Here is a 15,448-nt window from a genome sequence, read left to right on the forward strand (position 1 = left end):
AAGGCGCATCGGGCCTGGAGGAAAGCCGTATGGCATACACCTGCAGGCCCGCATCCGGCAAGTTACAACAAATAACCTTTAACCATGTTTTTTGATGTTTTTCAGCAATACCCCGCGGCGATGCCCGTCCTGGCTACCGTCGGAGGATTGATCATCGGCAGTTTTTTGAATGTGGTGATTTGGCGTTACCCCATCATGCTGCGCCAACAAATGGCGGAGTTTCATGGTGAAATGCCGAGTGCGCAGTCAAAAATAAGCCTTGCGCTACCGCGTTCGCACTGTCCGCATTGTCAGCAGACCATCCGCGTTCGTGACAATATTCCGCTGCTCTCCTGGTTGATGCTCAAAGGGCGCTGCCGTGATTGTCAGGCGAAAATCAGCAAGCGTTATCCGCTGGTGGAGTTATTGACGGCACTCGCTTTTTTGCTGGCGAGTCTGGTCTGGCCGGAAAGTGGATGGGCGCTGGCGGTGATGATATTATCCGCCTGGCTGATTGCCGCGAGCATCATCGACCTTGATAACCAATGGCTGCCCGATGTTTTTACTCAGGGCGTATTGTGGACAGGACTGATTGCGGCATGGGCGAAACAGAGTCCGTTAACGCTACAAGACGCAGTTACCGGCGTCCTGGTGGGATTTATCACTTTTTACTCCCTGCGCTGGATAGCCGGAATAGTTCTGCGTAAAGAAGCATTAGGCATGGGCGATGTATTACTCTTCGCCGCGTTAGGTGGCTGGGTGGGCGCGTTGTCGCTGCCCAATGTGGCTTTAATCGCCTCATGCTGCGGCCTGATATATGCCGTTATTACAAAAAGAGGATCAACCACACTGCCTTTTGGACCGTGTTTAAGTCTGGGCGGTATAGCAACACTTTATCTACAGGCATTGTTTTAATGATAATCCCGTCATTATCAAAGTGACATTTTAACTCTTATTAATAACCTTAGAGATTATTTACCATGTCGATAAAACAGATGCCAGGGAGGGTATTAATATCGCTATTATTGAGCGCTACAGGATTATTCAGTGGCTGTGCCAGCCATAATGAAAATGCCAGTTTACTGGCGAAAAAACAGGCGCAAAATATCAGCCAAAACCTGCCGATTAAATCTGCGGGTTATACCTTAGTGCTGGCGCAAAGCAGCGGCACGACGGTAAAAATGACCATCATCAGCGAAGCGGGTGCTCAGACCACGCAGACGCCTGACGCCTTTTTAACCAGCTACCAACGACAAATGTGTGCAGACCCAACGGTGAAATTAATGATCACCGAGGGAATTAATTACAGCATAACGATTAATGATACACGTACAGGTAACCAGTTTCAGCGGAAACTGGATCGCACTACTTGTGGAATAGTCAAAGCATAACGTCGGGTATATAAATTGGCGCGGGTTGTTTTTCGTGACGCACGAATTTATCTCATTCAATGGCTGACTAAAATTCGTCACACTCTTAACCAGAGACAATCTCTTAATACAAACAAAGAGCATCTTCGCAAAATTGTACGCGCGATGTTCTGGCTGATGCTGCTTATTATTTCTGCAAAAATGGCGTATTCACTCTGGCGCTATTTCTCCTTTTCTGCGGAATATACGGCGGTTTCTCCATCGGTGAATAAACAGCCCCATGCGGATGTAAAAACGTTCGATAAAAAAGATGTGCAATTAATCAGCCAGCAAAACTGGTTTGGTAAATATCAGCGCGTCGCCACACCGGTAAAGCAACCTGAACCTGTAGCAGAAACGCGTCTTAATGTGGTGCTGCGCGGGATCGCCTTTGGTGCCAGACCTGGCGCGGTTATTGAAGAAGGCGGCAAACAGCAGGTCTATTTGCAGGGTGAACGGCTTGGCTCTCACAACGCAGTGATTGAGGAAATCAATCGCGACCATGTGATGCTGCGCTATCAGGGAAAAATAGAGCGGCTCAGTCTGGCAGAAGAGGAGCATTCCACCGTAGCCGTGACCAACAAAAAAGCCGTCAGTGACGAAGCAAAGCAAGCTGTTGCTGAGCCTGCTGCCAGTGCGCCCGTTGAGATCCCGGCTGCCGTGCGTCAGGCACTGGCGAAAGATCCGCAGAAAATTTTTAACTATATCCAGCTTACGCCTGTGCGTAAGGAGGGGATTGTCGGTTATGCAGTGAAACCGGGGGCAGATCGTTCTCTGTTCGATGCCAGCGGTTTCAAGGAAGGCGATATCGCCATTGCGCTAAATCAGCAGGATTTCACTGATCCACGAGCAATGATTGCTCTGATGCGGCAGTTACCTTCAATGGATTCCATTCAACTTACGGTTTTACGCAAGGGTGCGCGCTACGACATTTCCATCGCGCTGCGCTAACCGCATTTAATCCAGGAGAATCATTCATCGTGTTTTGGCGTGATATTACGTTGTCAGTCTGGCGTAAGAAGACAACTGGCCTCAAAACAAAAAAGCGTTTACTGCCGCTGGTGCTGGCAGCGGTATTATGCAGTTCACCGGTCTGGGCGGAAGAAGCCACTTTCACCGCTAATTTTAAAGATACCGACCTGAAATCGTTCATCGAAACCGTCGGCGCTAACCTTAATAAAACCATCATTATGGGGCCGGGCGTACAGGGGAAAGTGAGTATTCGCACCATGACCCCGCTCAATGAACGCCAGTATTACCAGTTATTCCTTAATCTGCTGGAAGCGCAGGGGTATGCCGTCGTACCGATGGAAAACGACGTGCTGAAGGTGGTGAAATCCAGCGCCGCGAAAGTCGAGCCACTGCCGCTGGTCGGTGAAGGCAGCGACAACTACGCGGGCGATGAAATGGTCACTAAAGTAGTGCCGGTACGCAATGTTTCGGTACGAGAGCTGGCGCCGATTTTGCGCCAGATGATCGATAGCGCAGGCTCAGGCAACGTTGTTAATTACGATCCCTCCAACGTAATTATGCTTACCGGACGCGCCTCAGTTGTGGAGCGCCTGACGGAAGTGATCCAGCGCGTGGATCATGCGGGAAACCGCACCGAAGAGGTGATCCCGCTGGATAACGCCTCGGCCTCGGAAATTGCCCGCGTGCTGGAAAGCCTGACTAAAAACAGCGGCGAGAACCAGCCAGCAACGCTGAAATCTCAAATTGTCGCCGACGAACGCACCAACAGCGTGATTGTCAGTGGTGATCCCGCCACACGAGACAAAATGCGCCGCCTGATCCGTCGGCTGGACTCAGAAATGGAACGCAGCGGCAACAGCCAGGTGTTCTATCTCAAATACAGCAAAGCCGAAGATCTGGTCGATGTACTGAAGCAGGTCAGCGGCACGCTCACGGCGGCTAAAGAAGAGGCGGAAGGCACAGTTGGTAGCGGGCGTGAGGTTGTCTCCATCGCCGCCAGTAAACACAGTAATGCCCTGATTGTCACCGCGCCGCAGGACATTATGCAGTCGCTGCAAAGCGTGATTGAACAACTGGATATTCGCCGTGCTCAGGTGCATGTCGAGGCGTTGATCGTGGAAGTTGCCGAAGGCAGCAATATCAACTTCGGCGTGCAGTGGGCGTCAAAAGATGCCGGGTTAATGCAGTTTGCCAACGGTACGCAGATCCCTATCGGCACGCTGGGGGCGGCGATTTCTGCAGCGAAGCCACAGAAAGGTTCAACGGTGATCAGCGAAAACGGCGCCACCACCATTAATCCGGACACCAACGGCGATCTCTCCACGCTCGCCCAGCTTCTTTCTGGCTTTAGCGGTACGGCGGTTGGTGTGGTGAAAGGCGACTGGATGGCGCTGGTACAGGCGGTTAAAAACGACTCCAGCTCGAACGTTCTCTCCACGCCGAGCATCACCACGCTGGACAACCAGGAAGCCTTCTTCATGGTGGGCCAGGATGTTCCGGTATTAACCGGCTCTACCGTTGGCTCCAATAACAGCAATCCTTTCAATACAGTAGAAAGGAAAAAAGTCGGCATCATGCTGAAAGTCACGCCGCAGATTAACGAAGGAAACGCGGTACAGATGGTGATTGAGCAGGAAGTGTCGAAGGTGGAAGGACAGACCAGCCTCGACGTCGTGTTTGGCGAGCGCAAACTGAAAACCACCGTGCTGGCAAACGATGGTGAGCTGATCGTGCTTGGCGGTCTGATGGACGATCAGGCGGGAGAAAGCGTGGCGAAAGTGCCGCTGCTGGGCGATATCCCGTTGATTGGTAACCTGTTTAAATCGACGGCGGATAAAAAAGAAAAACGTAACCTGATGGTGTTTATCCGCCCGACCATTCTGCGTGATGGTATGGCGGCAGACGGCGTGTCGCAGCGCAAATATAACTATATGCGCGCCGAACAGATCTATCGCGATGAGCAAGGCTTAAGCCTGATGCCGCACACCGCGCAGCCGGTACTGCCAGCGCAAAATCAGGCTCTACCGCCGGAAGTTCGTGCGTTCCTTAATGCCGGGAGAACGCGTTAATGGTGCCTGTAGCACAGGAAACCACCGCTAACACCGTGCGTCTGCCCTACAGTTTCAGCCGTCGGTTTAGCCTGGTGGCATGGTGCGAAGTGTCGCTGGAGATCCTCCATGTGCATCCGTTGTCGCTCTCTGTTTTGCAGGAGCTGCAGCGGGGGCTGAACGCGTCTTTTACGCTGCGGCAAATCGACGAGGCCGAATTTGAGCAGCGGCTGAATGCGGTCTGGCAGCGGGACTCTTCCGAGGCCCGCCAGCTGATGGAAGATCTCGGTTCTGCTGAGGACTTTTTTACCCTCGCAGAAGAACTGCCGGAAACCGAGGATCTGCTGGAAAGTGACGATGATGCGCCGATCATCAAACTGATCAACGCCATGTTGGCAGAGGCGATTAAAGAAGGCGCTTCGGATATCCACATCGAGACATTTGAAAAGAGTCTGGTGATCCGTTTTCGTGTTGACGGCACATTACATGAAATGCTGCGCCCGGGGCGCAAACTGGCCTCGCTGCTGGTATCACGTATTAAGGTGATGGCGCGGCTGGATATCGCCGAAAAGCGCGTACCGCAGGATGGCCGTATTGCGCTGCTGCTGGGTGGTCGGGCGATTGACGTGCGTGTCTCCACTATGCCTTCCGCCTGGGGCGAGCGCGTGGTGCTGCGACTGCTGGACAAAAACCAGGCCCGCCTGACGCTGGAACGTCTGGGGTTGAGCCATGAACTGACCGCGCAGTTGCGCCAGCTGTTACACAAACCGCACGGCATCTTTCTGGTGACGGGGCCGACGGGTTCCGGCAAAAGCACCACGCTGTATGCTGGATTGCAGGAGCTGAACAACCACTCGCGTAACATTCTCACGGTTGAAGACCCTATCGAATACATGATTGAAGGGATCGGTCAGACACAGGTTAACACCCGCGTCGGCATGACCTTCGCCCGTGGCCTGCGCGCGATTTTGCGTCAGGACCCGGATGTGGTGATGGTCGGTGAAATCCGCGATACCGAAACCGCAGAAATCGCCGTCCAGGCGTCATTGACCGGACACCTGGTACTTTCCACCCTGCATACCAACACGGCGGTGGGGGCGATCACGCGTTTGCAGGATATGGGGGTAGAGCCTTTCCTGCTCTCTTCCAGTCTGACGGGTGTGATGGCGCAGCGACTGGTTCGCACGCTGTGTACCGACTGCCGCCAGTCCGCGCCTGCCACTGACGAAGAAAAACGCCTGCTGGGGATTACCGATGCGCGTACCGTCACTCTGTACCATCCGCAGGGCTGCCCCGCCTGTAATCACAAAGGTTTTCGCGGACGTACTGCCATCCATGAGCTGATCGTGGTAGACGCCACATTGCGTGATTTGATCCACCGTCAGGCCGGGGAACTGGAGCTGGAACGTTATGTCCGGCAACACTCTGCGGGTATCCGCAGCAACGGCATTGAGAAAGTGCTTGCCGGAGAAACCTCTCTCGATGAAGTGCTGCGGGTAACGATGGAGGCGTAATGGCACTGTTTTTCTATCAGGCGTTACAGCGTAATGGTCGCAAAACCAAAGGCATGATTGAGGCGGATTCCGCGCGTCATGCCCGCCAGTTGTTGCGCGGTAAAGAGCTTATCCCCGTGCACATTGAAGCCCGGATGAATGCTTCGTCAGGGGGAATGTTGCAGCATCGGCGACACGCACATCGTCGTGTGTCGGCGGCAGATCTGGCGCTGTTCACTCGCCAACTGGCAACGCTGGTGCAGGCAGCAATGCCGCTGGAAACCTGCTTACAGGCGGTCAGTGAGCAAAGTGAAAAACTGCATGTAAAAAGCCTCGGAATGGCGCTACGCAGCCGGATTCAGGAAGGTTACTCCCTGTCGGACAGCCTGCGCGAACATCCCCGCGTCTTTGACTCCCTGTTTTGTTCGATGGTGGCTGCCGGAGAAAAATCCGGGCATCTCGACGTGGTACTCAATCGCCTGGCGGATTACACCGAACAGCGACAGCGCCTGAAATCACGCCTGCTGCAGGCCATGCTCTATCCGCTGGTACTGCTGGTGGTGGCAACGGGCGTGGTCACTATTTTGCTGACGGCGGTGGTGCCGAAAATTATCGAACAGTTTGATCATCTCGGACACGCGCTGCCTGCCTCCACCCGCGCTCTTATCGCTATGAGCGACGCGTTGCAGACCAGCGGCGTTTACTGGCTGGCAGGTCTGCTGGGGCTTCTGGTGCTGGGGCAACGGCTACTCAAAAATCCTGCTATGCGCCTGCGCTGGGATAAAACCTTGCTGCGTCTTCCCGTGACGGGGCGTGTTGCGCGCGGACTGAATACGGCGCGTTTTTCCCGCACGTTAAGCATCCTCACCGCCAGCAGTGTTCCGCTACTGGAAGGCATTCAGACCGCCGCTGCCGTGTCGGCAAATCGCTATGTCGAGCAACAACTGCTGCTGGCGGCAGATCGCGTCCGCGAAGGAAGCAGCTTGCGCGCTGCGCTGGCGGAGTTGCGCCTGTTCCCGCCGATGATGCTGTACATGATCGCCTCCGGCGAACAGAGCGGTGAACTGGAAACCATGCTTGAGCAGGCAGCAGTCAACCAGGAACGGGAGTTTGATACTCAGGTGGGGCTGGCGTTAGGGCTGTTTGAGCCTGCTCTGGTGGTGATGATGGCGGGTGTGGTGCTGTTTATCGTCATCGCCATCCTCGAGCCGATGCTGCAACTGAACAATATGGTTGGAATGTAATTTACGGAGTTATCACATGAATTCGTTATCCCGCACACAAAAACCACGGGCAGGTTTTACCCTGCTGGAAGTGATGGTGGTGATTGTTATTCTTGGCGTCCTGGCAAGTCTGGTGGTGCCTAACCTTTTGGGCAACAAAGAGAAAGCAGATCGGCAAAAAGCCATCAGCGATATCGTGGCGCTGGAGAACGCGCTGGATATGTATCGACTGGATAACGGGCGTTATCCGACCACCGAACAGGGGCTTGAGGCGCTGATCCAGCAACCGGCCAATATGGCGGACTCCCGCAACTACCGTCCTGGTGGATACATCAAACGGCTGCCAAAGGATCCGTGGGGCAATGATTATCAGTATCTCAGCCCGGGTGAAAAAGGACTGTTTGATGTTTACACCTTAGGGGCGGATGGTCAGGAAAACGGGGAAGGTGCTGGCGCAGATATCGGTAACTGGAATTTGCAGGAGTTTCAGTAATCAGTGCCCAAACGCGGATTCACTCTTCTGGAAATCATGCTGGTGATTTTCCTTATCGGCCTTGCCAGTGCGGGCGTGGTACAGACTTTTTCGACCGATTCTGAATCGCCCGCGAAAAAAGCGGCGCAGGATTTTCTGACTCGCTTTGCGCAGTTTAAGGACAGGGCAGTGATCGAAGGGCAAACACTCGGTGTACTAATCGATCCTCCTGGCTATCAGTTTATGCAGCGTCGTCACGGGCAGTGGCTGCCCGTTTCTGCGACCCGCTTATCGGCACAGGTTACGGTGCCAAAACAGGTGCAGATGCTGTTACAACCCGGCAGTGATATCTGGCAGAAGGAGTATGCGCTGGAGCTGCAGCGTCGTCGCCTGACGCTGCACGATATTGAACTGGAGCTGCAAAAAGAGGCGAAAAAGAAGACGCCGCAGATCCGTTTTTCGCCTTTTGAACCTGTCACGCCGTTTACACTGCGTTTTTACGCGTCGGCACAAAACGCGTGTTGGGCGGTAAAGCTGGCGCACGATGGCGCGTTATCCCTCAATCAATGTGATGAGAGGATGCCATGAAGCGTGGATTTACCTTGCTGGAAGTAATGCTCGCGCTGGCGATTTTTGCGCTGGCCGCCATGGCGGTGTTACAGATTGCCAGCGGTGCGCTGAGTAATCAGCACGTTCTTGAGGAGAAAACGGTAGCAGGCTGGGTGGCTGAAAACCAGACCGCGCTGCTCTACCTGATGACCCCCGAGCAGCGGGCGGTCAGGCACCAGGGCGAGAGCGATATAGCTGGAAGCCGCTGGTACTGGCGAACCACACCGCTGAATACAGGTAACGCGCTGCTCCAGGCGGTGGATATTGAAGTCAGCCTTCACGAAGACTTTTCGCCGGTGATTCAGTCACGACGCGCCTGGTTTAGCGCCGTGGGAGGCCAGCAGTGAGAAGGACTCGCGCTGGTTTCACGTTACTGGAAATGCTGGTGGCAATTGCCATTTTTGCCTCGCTGGCACTGATGGCGCAGCAGGTGACAAACGGCGTCACACGCGTGAATAGCGCCGTCGCCGGACACGATCAAAAACTAAACCTCATGCAGCAAACGATGAGTTTTCTGACCCACGATCTGACACAAATGATGCCGCGTCCGGTAAGAGGCGATCAGGGTCAGCGAGAACCTGCGTTACTGGCGGGCGCTGGCGTGCTGGCCTCTGAGAGTGAAGGAATACGCTTTGTGCGCGGCGGTGTGGTTAATCCATTGATGCGTCTGCCGCGCAGTAATCTGCTCACCGTCGGTTACCGCATTCATGACGGTTATCTCGAACGGTTAGCCTGGCCGCTGACCGATGCCGCAGGCAGCGTGAAGCCAACAACGCAAAAGTTGATTCCGGCGGATTCACTTCGTTTGCAGTTTTACGACGGCACTCGCTGGCAGGAAACCTGGTCATCAGTGCAGGCGATCCCTGTGGCAGTGCGCATGACTCTGCATTCGCCGCAATGGGGCGAGATTGAACGCATCTGGTTGTTACGCGGGCCGCAATTATCATGATCACCTCACCACCAAAACGCGGAATGGCACTGGTCGTGGTGCTGGTATTGCTGGCGGTCATGATGCTGGTAACCATCACGCTTTCCGGGCGGATGCAGCAACAACTTGGGCGAACGCGCAGCCAGCAGGAGTACCAGCAGGCGCTGTGGTATAGCGCCAGTGCAGAAAGCCTGGCGCTGAGCGCACTCAGTCTGAGCCTGAAAAATGAAAAGCGCGTGCATCTGGCACAGCCGTGGGCTTCTGGCCCTCGTTTTTTCCCACTGCCGCAGGGGCAAATCGCCGTTACTCTGCGTGACGCTCAGGCCTGCTTTAACCTGAATGCCCTTGCTCAACCAACAACGGCGTCGCGTCCGCTCGCGGTACAACAACTGATTGCCCTGATCTCGCGCCTGGATGTGCCTGCTTATCGGGCCGAACTGATAGCCGAAAGCCTGTGGGAATTTATTGACGAGGACCGCAGCGTGCAGACGCGTCTGGGCCGTGAAGACAGCGAGTATCTCGCCCGTTCGGTACCGTTCTACGCCGCGAATCAACCGCTGGCTGATATCAGCGAGATGCGCGTGGTGCAGGGAATGGACACCGGACTTTATCAAAAACTGAAACCGCTGGTCTGTGCGCTGCCGATGACCCGCCAGCAAATCAACATCAACACCCTGGACGCCACGCAAAGTGTGATTCTTGAGGCGCTGTTTGACCCGTGGTTAAGCCCTGTTCAGGCGCGGGCGTTATTACAACAACGTCCGGCGAAGGGCTGGGAAGATGTCGATCAGTTTCTCGCACAGCCGCTACTCGCTGACGTCGATGAGCGTACTAAAAAAAAGCTAAAAACCGTCCTGAGCGTGGACAGCAATTACTTCTGGCTGCGTTCAGATATCACCGTGAATGAGATTGAACTGACGATGAATTCGTTAATTGTCCGCATGGGCCCACAACACTTTTCTGTTCTCTGGCATCAGACAGGAGAAAGTGAGTGAGTTCCATCCTTGAGATTTTTTTCCCGCTTTGCGCCGCTGATCCCATCCGTTGGCAGCGCCGTACACCCGACGTGGAGCACGGTATCTGGTCTGACGTTGCTGACGAACGTCTCCAGCAATGGCTGCAAACTGATGCGATTCGACTCTACATTCCTGGCGAATGGATCAGCGTATGGCAGGTTGAACTTCCTGATGTCCCCCGCAAGCAGATACCGACTATTCTGCCCGCCTTACTGGAAGAAGAGCTGAACCAGGATATCGACGAACTGCATTTTGCGCCGTTGAAAATCGACCAGCAACTGGCAACCGTAGCAGTGATTCACCAACAGCATATGCGCAACATTGCGCAGTGGTTACAGGAAAACGGCATCACCCGCGCTACCGTCGCGCCAGACTGGATGTCCATTCCTTGTGGTTATATGGCTGGCGATGAACAGCGAATTATTTGCCGCATCGATGAATGTCGTGGATGGAGCGCCGGGCGGGCGCTGGCTCCGGTCATGTTCCGCGCACAGCTCAATGAGCAGAATTTACCGATTTCACTAACCGTGGTCGGCATTGCACCGGAAGAACTATCTGCATGGGCTGGTGCGGACGCCGAACGCCTGACCGTTACGGCTCTGCCAGCCATTACCACTTATGGCGAACCGGAAGGGAACCTGCTAACAGGGCCGTGGCAGCCTCGCGTCAGCTACCGAAAACAGTGGGCGCGCTGGCGGGTGATGATTCTGCCGATATTGCTGATTCTGATTGCGCTGGCAGTGGAACGGGGTGTGACGTTATGGAGCGTCAGCGAACAGGTGGCGCAAAGCCGCGCCCAGGCGGAGAAACAGTTCTTAATGCTGTTCCCGGAGCAAAAACGGATTGTGAATTTACGCTCTCAGGTGACGATGGCACTGAAAAAATATCGCCCACAGGCCGACGATACCCGGCTGCTCGAAGAATTGTCAGCGATCGCCAGTACCCTGAAATCAGCGTCACTTACCGACATCGAAATGCGTGGTTTCACCTTTGATCAAAAACGCCAGACGCTTCACCTCCAACTACGGGCTGCGAACTTTGCCAGCTTCGACAAACTGCGTAGCGCACTGGCGGCAGATTATGTTGTGCAACAGGACGCGTTACAGAAAGAGGGTGATGCGGTTTCCGGCGGCGTAACGTTGCGGAGGAAATAACATGTTACGCGATAAATTTATTCACTATTTTCAGCAATGGCGTGAACGCCAGTTAAGCCGTGGCGAACACTGGCTGACACAACACCTGGCGGGGCGTTCGCCGCGTGAAAAAGGCATGTTACTGGCAGCGGTGGTGTTCCTGTTTAGCGCCGGATATTACGTCCTCATCTGGCAGCCTTTGAGCGAACGGATTGAGCAACAGGAGACGATGTTGCAGCAGCTGGTGGCGATGAACGCGCGACTGAAGAGCTCCGCGCCGGATATTATTGCAGCGCGAAAATCCGGCACGACAACGCAAGCACAGGTATCGCGGGTCATCAGCGACAGTGCTTCGGCGCATTCAGTGGTCATTAAGCGGATAGCCGAGCGCGGGGAGAATATCCAGGTCTGGATAGAACCTGTGGTGTTTAATGACCTTCTGAAATGGTTAAACGCACTGGATGAAAAATATGCGCTGCGGGTGACACAAATTGATGTCAGTGCTGCTGAGAAGCCTGGGATGGTGAATGTGCAGCGGCTGGAGTTTGGACGGGGATAAAGTATCAGGAGATTAATATCAATAAAATTACTCTCGTTAACGTGGCGAGAGTAATTCCCCCAGACTTTATAAGCTAATTTTTTTCGTGAAGGTTATTGTCAGATCCAAAAGCAAAAACCCGCCTTGTGGGCGGGTTCTTTAGAATAGTGGTGCCCGGACTCGGAATCGAACCAAGGACACGGGGATTTTCAATCCCCTGCTCTACCGACTGAGCTATCCGGGCAACGGGGCGCATTAAACCTGATTCGCCTCGTCTCGTCAATCAAATTTCTTCAATTTACTGCAGACTGCACAATCTATCATCACTTTGTCGCTATTGCACGCACTGTCAGGCAAACCAGGCGGTCCAGGCTGCGGAAAGCGGCATTGCCAGAAGCAATGCTGGAAGCATGTTGACCACCGGGAACATTTTAATGCCACAGATGCGTAAGCCGGTTGCCAGCAGCAATAAACCGCCTACAGCGCTGAAGTCTGCCATCATCGACGGTGTGGTCAGCGGTAATATCAGCGCGGCAGCCCACGCCAGCGTTAACTGGATGATCAGTAATGGGATACTAATTACCGACACCGCAATACCCAACGAGCAGGCGAAGATCATCGCCGTAAAGAAATCGAGAAATGACTTGGCGATTAAAATACTCGGATCGCCGGTCATCCCTTCGTTCATCGCCCCGAAGATCCCGGTGCCGCTGGCGCAAAACAGGACAATAATCGCGACATAATTCTGAATAAAAGATTCATGCGCTGGCTTCTTACGTGAGTGGCGAAACAGATTTTGCGCTTTGGCGACCACTGTATTGACGCCTTTTTCCAGCAGACAAATTTCGCCGATTAATGCTCCGAGTAAGGTTGCTAAAACCATCGCCGGAAGGTTGGCGCATTTCACCACCAGTAAAATACCAATCCCCAGCGATGCCAGACCAAAAATTGATGTCATGGAGACGCGGATACGTTCCGGTAAGCGTTGACTAAGGAGTGCACCGAGAACGCCACCCAGTAATACTGCACTTGCGTTGATAAAAGGACCGATGACCACAAGAGTTCCTGTTAGCTGCATTGTCTGATTTTCTTATTATGAACGTTTGGCTCCTTCGATGGCTTGTTTGTTCGCAAAGTCCTGGCTTGCGCGCTTTAGCGAAAGGTGCCATGATTGCGCGAATTTTCTCCTCACTGTACGGAGTTTGCCCGATGCACGCCACCTCCTTACATTCTCTTGCTTATCGCCGTTTCGCGCGAAACTCCTCCCTTTTTCTGCTCATGCGGTGAAGTTAACGCACGCTCACTGCAGGACAACAGTAAAATCAGAGCGTTTCTGCTTTTACTGATGTCTGGCGGTCGGAGCTGGTGACCAGTTTGACCCACATCTCATGGGGCAGGTTTGTCCATCCTGTCCGGTACTCTTACTTCCCCGAAACGGGTTTTGCGCTTATGAAATCAATGAATATTGCCGCCAGTAGTGAACTGGTATCCCGACTTTCTACTCATCGCCGCGTGGTGGCGTTGGGAGATACTGATTTTACGGACGTCGCGGCAGTCGTCATTACCGCTGCGGATAGCCGCAGTGGCATTCTTGCGTTGCTTAAGCGCACCGGTTTTCATCTACCGGTGTTTTTGTATTCCGAACATGCTGTTGAATTACCTGCGGGCGTTACGGCGGTAATCAACGGCAACGAGCAGCAGTGGCTGGAGCTGGAATCCGCAGCCTGTCAGTATGAAGAGAATTTGCTGCCACCGTTTTATGACACGCTGACGCAGTACGTTGAGATGGGTAATAGCACCTTTGCTTGCCCTGGACATCAACATGGTGCGTTCTTTAAAAAGCATCCTGCCGGACGCCATTTTTACGATTTCTTTGGTGAGAACGTCTTTCGCGCCGATATGTGTAACGCTGACGTAAAATTGGGCGATCTGCTTATTCATGAAGGATCGGCGAAAGATGCGCAGAAATTCGCAGCCAAAGTCTTTCATGCCGATAAAACCTATTTTGTGCTGAACGGCACATCGGCAGCGAATAAAGTGGTGACGAATGCGCTGTTAACGCGTGGCGATCTGGTGCTCTTCGACCGTAACAACCATAAGTCGAATCATCACGGCGCGCTGATTCAGGCGGGGGCGACGCCAGTCTATCTGGAAGCTTCACGTAACCCGTTTGGTTTCATTGGCGGTATTGATGCGCACTGTTTTAATGAAGAGTATCTGCGCCAGCAAATTCGCGACGTTGCGCCAGAAAAAGCTGAGTTGCCGCGCCCGTTTCGCCTGGCGATTATTCAGCTGGGAACCTATGACGGCACTGTCTATAACGCCCGACAGGTGGTCGATACCATTGGGCATCTATGTGATTACATTCTGTTTGATTCCGCGTGGGTCGGTTACGAACAGTTTATCCCAATGATGGCGGATAGCTCGCCGCTGCTGTTAGAGCTTAACGAAAACGATCCGGGGATCTTTGTGACGCAGTCGGTGCATAAACAGCAGGCGGGCTTCTCGCAGACATCGCAGATCCATAAAAAAGATAACCATATTCGCGGGCAGGCGCGTTTTTGCCCGCATAAGCGGTTAAATAATGCCTTTATGCTCCATGCTTCTACCAGCCCGTTCTATCCGCTGTTTGCCGCGCTGGACGTTAACGCCAAAATTCATGAAGGGGAGAGTGGGCGTCGGCTGTGGGCGGAGTGCGTTGCGTTGGGGATTGAAGCCCGGAAGGCGATTCTTGCGCGCTGTAAGCTGTTCCGCCCGTTTATTCCACCCGTTGTTGATGGCAAATTGTGGCAGGATTATCCGACGTCAGTGTTAGCCAGCGACCGTCGTTTTTTCAGTTTTGAGCCGGGGGCGAAGTGGCACGGCTTTGAAGGATATGCCGCGGAGCAGTATTTTGTCGATCCGTGTAAGCTGTTACTGACCACACCAGGTATCAATGCCGAAACCGGCGAATATAGCGACTTTGGCGTTCCGGCGACGATTCTGGCGCACTATCTGCGTGAGAACGGCATTGTGCCGGAGAAGTGCGATCTCAACTCCATTCTGTTCTTATTAACGCCGGCGGAAAGCCACGAGAAGCTGGCGCAACTGGTGGCGATGCTGGCGCAGTTTGAACAGCATATTGAGGATGACTCACCGCTGGCTGAGGTGTTGCCGAGCGTTTATAACAAATATCCGGTGCGCTATCGCGACTACACCCTGCGCCAGTTGTGTCAGGAGATGCACGATCTGTATGTCAGTTTCGACGTCAAAGACCTACAAAAAGCGATGTTCCGCCAGCAGAGTTTCCCGTCAGTGGTGATGAATCCCCAGGATGCGCATAGCGCTTATATTCGCGGTGAAGTGGAGTTGGTGCGGATTCGTGATGCCGAAGGGCGAATTGCGGCAGAAGGGGCGTTGCCTTATCCACCTGGCGTGCTTTGCGTGGTACCCGGGGAAGTCTGGGGTGGGGCGGTTCAACGTTATTTCCTTGCGCTGGAAGAAGGGGTGAATTTGCTGCCAGGTTTTTCACCGGAGCTGCAAGGTGTCTATAGCGAAACCGATGCGGATGGTATGAAACGGTTGTACGGGTATGTGTTGAAGTAAGAATAAAAAAACGGGTCACCTTCTGGCGACCCGTTTTTCTTTG

General features: G+C 53.8%; 16 protein-coding genes and 1 tRNA gene. 15 read left to right on the forward strand and 2 right to left on the reverse strand.

What is annotated here, in order from left to right; all coding sequences use genetic code 11:
* Positions 1–84 precede the first annotated feature (84 nt).
* The 13 genes from pppA (at position 85) to yghD (ending at position 11,841) form a co-directional block, all read left to right on the forward strand.
* Positions 85–894 (forward strand): prepilin peptidase PppA, encoded by an 810-nt coding sequence (gene pppA / locus AABJ99_RS04060; RefSeq protein WP_039021399.1) that lies wholly within the window; start codon positions 85–87, stop codon positions 892–894.
* A gap of 65 nt (positions 895–959) precedes the next feature.
* Entirely contained in the window at positions 960–1,370 is a 411-nt protein-coding gene (gspS2, locus tag AABJ99_RS04065) for a type II secretion system pilot lipoprotein GspS-beta (RefSeq protein ID WP_039021400.1), read from the forward strand.
* 15 nt (positions 1,371–1,385) lie between these two features.
* On the forward strand, positions 1,386–2,339 hold the full coding sequence (gene gspC, locus AABJ99_RS04070; protein ID WP_039021401.1) for a type II secretion system protein GspC: 954 nt from the start codon (positions 1,386–1,388) through the stop codon (positions 2,337–2,339).
* Positions 2,340–2,368: 29 nt separating this feature from the next.
* Positions 2,369–4,429, forward strand: coding sequence for a type II secretion system secretin GspD (gspD, locus tag AABJ99_RS04075; protein ID WP_039021402.1), 2,061 nt, complete (start codon positions 2,369–2,371; stop codon positions 4,427–4,429).
* Positions 4,429–5,922 (forward strand): type II secretion system ATPase GspE, encoded by a 1,494-nt coding sequence (gene gspE, locus AABJ99_RS04080; RefSeq protein WP_039021403.1) that lies wholly within the window; start codon positions 4,429–4,431, stop codon positions 5,920–5,922. The genes gspD and gspE overlap by 1 nt, the downstream gene beginning before the upstream one ends.
* Positions 5,922–7,145 carry a type II secretion system inner membrane protein GspF gene (gene gspF, locus AABJ99_RS04085; protein WP_039021404.1) on the forward strand — a complete coding sequence of 408 codons (1,224 nt, stop codon included), beginning with the start codon at positions 5,922–5,924 and terminating at the stop codon, positions 7,143–7,145. The genes gspE and gspF overlap by 1 nt, the downstream gene beginning before the upstream one ends.
* Before the next feature lie 16 nt (positions 7,146–7,161).
* On the forward strand, positions 7,162–7,617 hold the full coding sequence (gene gspG / locus AABJ99_RS04090) for a type II secretion system major pseudopilin GspG (protein ID WP_001087291.1): 456 nt from the start codon (positions 7,162–7,164) through the stop codon (positions 7,615–7,617).
* 3 nt (positions 7,618–7,620) lie between these two features.
* Positions 7,621–8,184, forward strand: a complete 564-nt coding sequence (gene gspH, locus AABJ99_RS04095; protein ID WP_039021405.1) for a type II secretion system minor pseudopilin GspH — start codon at positions 7,621–7,623, stop codon at positions 8,182–8,184.
* Complete coding sequence (gspI, locus tag AABJ99_RS04100) at positions 8,181–8,552, forward strand: type II secretion system minor pseudopilin GspI (protein ID WP_039021406.1); 372 nt, start codon at positions 8,181–8,183, stop codon at positions 8,550–8,552. Before gspH ends, gspI begins: the two co-directional genes overlap by 4 nt.
* Complete coding sequence (gene gspJ, locus AABJ99_RS04105; protein ID WP_001255038.1) at positions 8,549–9,154, forward strand: type II secretion system minor pseudopilin GspJ; 606 nt, start codon at positions 8,549–8,551, stop codon at positions 9,152–9,154. Before gspI ends, gspJ begins: the two co-directional genes overlap by 4 nt.
* Entirely contained in the window at positions 9,151–10,128 is a 978-nt protein-coding gene (gene gspK / locus AABJ99_RS04110; protein ID WP_039021407.1) for a type II secretion system minor pseudopilin GspK, read from the forward strand. The genes gspJ and gspK overlap by 4 nt, the downstream gene beginning before the upstream one ends.
* Entirely contained in the window at positions 10,125–11,303 is a 1,179-nt protein-coding gene (gspL, locus tag AABJ99_RS04115) for a type II secretion system protein GspL (protein ID WP_039021408.1), read from the forward strand. The genes gspK and gspL overlap by 4 nt, the downstream gene beginning before the upstream one ends.
* Before the next feature lies 1 nt (position 11,304).
* On the forward strand, positions 11,305–11,841 hold the full coding sequence (gene yghD, locus AABJ99_RS04120; RefSeq protein WP_039021409.1) for a GspM family type II secretion system protein YghD: 537 nt from the start codon (positions 11,305–11,307) through the stop codon (positions 11,839–11,841).
* A 147-nt stretch (positions 11,842–11,988) separates the two neighbouring features.
* Here yghD and AABJ99_RS04125 read toward each other — a convergent pair.
* A tRNA-Phe gene (locus tag AABJ99_RS04125) sits at positions 11,989–12,064 on the reverse strand.
* A 105-nt stretch (positions 12,065–12,169) separates the two neighbouring features.
* Positions 12,170–12,877 (reverse strand): DUF554 domain-containing protein, encoded by a 708-nt coding sequence (gene yqgA, locus AABJ99_RS04130; protein ID WP_039021410.1) that lies wholly within the window; start codon positions 12,875–12,877, stop codon positions 12,170–12,172.
* 152 nt (positions 12,878–13,029) lie between these two features.
* Here yqgA and AABJ99_RS04135 point away from each other — a divergent pair, with 152 nt between their 5' ends.
* Together AABJ99_RS04135 and speC are read left to right on the forward strand one after the other, a co-directional pair.
* Entirely contained in the window at positions 13,030–13,107 is a 78-nt protein-coding gene (locus tag AABJ99_RS04135) for a hypothetical protein (protein ID WP_212734103.1), read from the forward strand.
* 162 nt (positions 13,108–13,269) lie between these two features.
* On the forward strand, positions 13,270–15,405 hold the full coding sequence (speC, locus tag AABJ99_RS04140; RefSeq protein WP_039021411.1) for an ornithine decarboxylase: 2,136 nt from the start codon (positions 13,270–13,272) through the stop codon (positions 15,403–15,405).
* Positions 15,406–15,448: the final 43 nt, after the last annotated feature.

It is taken from the genome of Escherichia coli, assembly GCF_036503815.1.
GTDB classification, from domain to species: Bacteria; Pseudomonadota; Gammaproteobacteria; order Enterobacterales; family Enterobacteriaceae; genus Escherichia; species Escherichia coli_F.

Excerpts from the sequence above, each read along its gene's own strand:
- pppA (WP_039021399.1), top strand. The coding sequence starts at position 85 with ATGTTTTTTGATGTTTTTCAGCAATACCCCGCGGCGATGCCCGTCCTG.
- gspS2 (WP_039021400.1), top strand. The coding sequence starts at position 960 with ATGTCGATAAAACAGATGCCAGGGAGGGTATTAATATCGCTATTATTG.
- gspE (WP_039021403.1), top strand. The coding sequence starts at position 4,429 with ATGGTGCCTGTAGCACAGGAAACCACCGCTAACACCGTGCGTCTGCCC.
- gspF (WP_039021404.1), top strand. The coding sequence starts at position 5,922 with ATGGCACTGTTTTTCTATCAGGCGTTACAGCGTAATGGTCGCAAAACC.
- gspG (WP_001087291.1), top strand. The coding sequence starts at position 7,162 with ATGAATTCGTTATCCCGCACACAAAAACCACGGGCAGGTTTTACCCTG.
- gspI (WP_039021406.1), top strand. The coding sequence starts at position 8,181 with ATGAAGCGTGGATTTACCTTGCTGGAAGTAATGCTCGCGCTGGCGATT.
- gspK (WP_039021407.1), top strand. The coding sequence starts at position 9,151 with ATGATCACCTCACCACCAAAACGCGGAATGGCACTGGTCGTGGTGCTG.
- yghD (WP_039021409.1), top strand. The coding sequence starts at position 11,305 with ATGTTACGCGATAAATTTATTCACTATTTTCAGCAATGGCGTGAACGC.
- AABJ99_RS04135 (WP_212734103.1), top strand. The coding sequence starts at position 13,030 with ATGCACGCCACCTCCTTACATTCTCTTGCTTATCGCCGTTTCGCGCGA.
- speC (WP_039021411.1), top strand. The coding sequence starts at position 13,270 with ATGAAATCAATGAATATTGCCGCCAGTAGTGAACTGGTATCCCGACTT.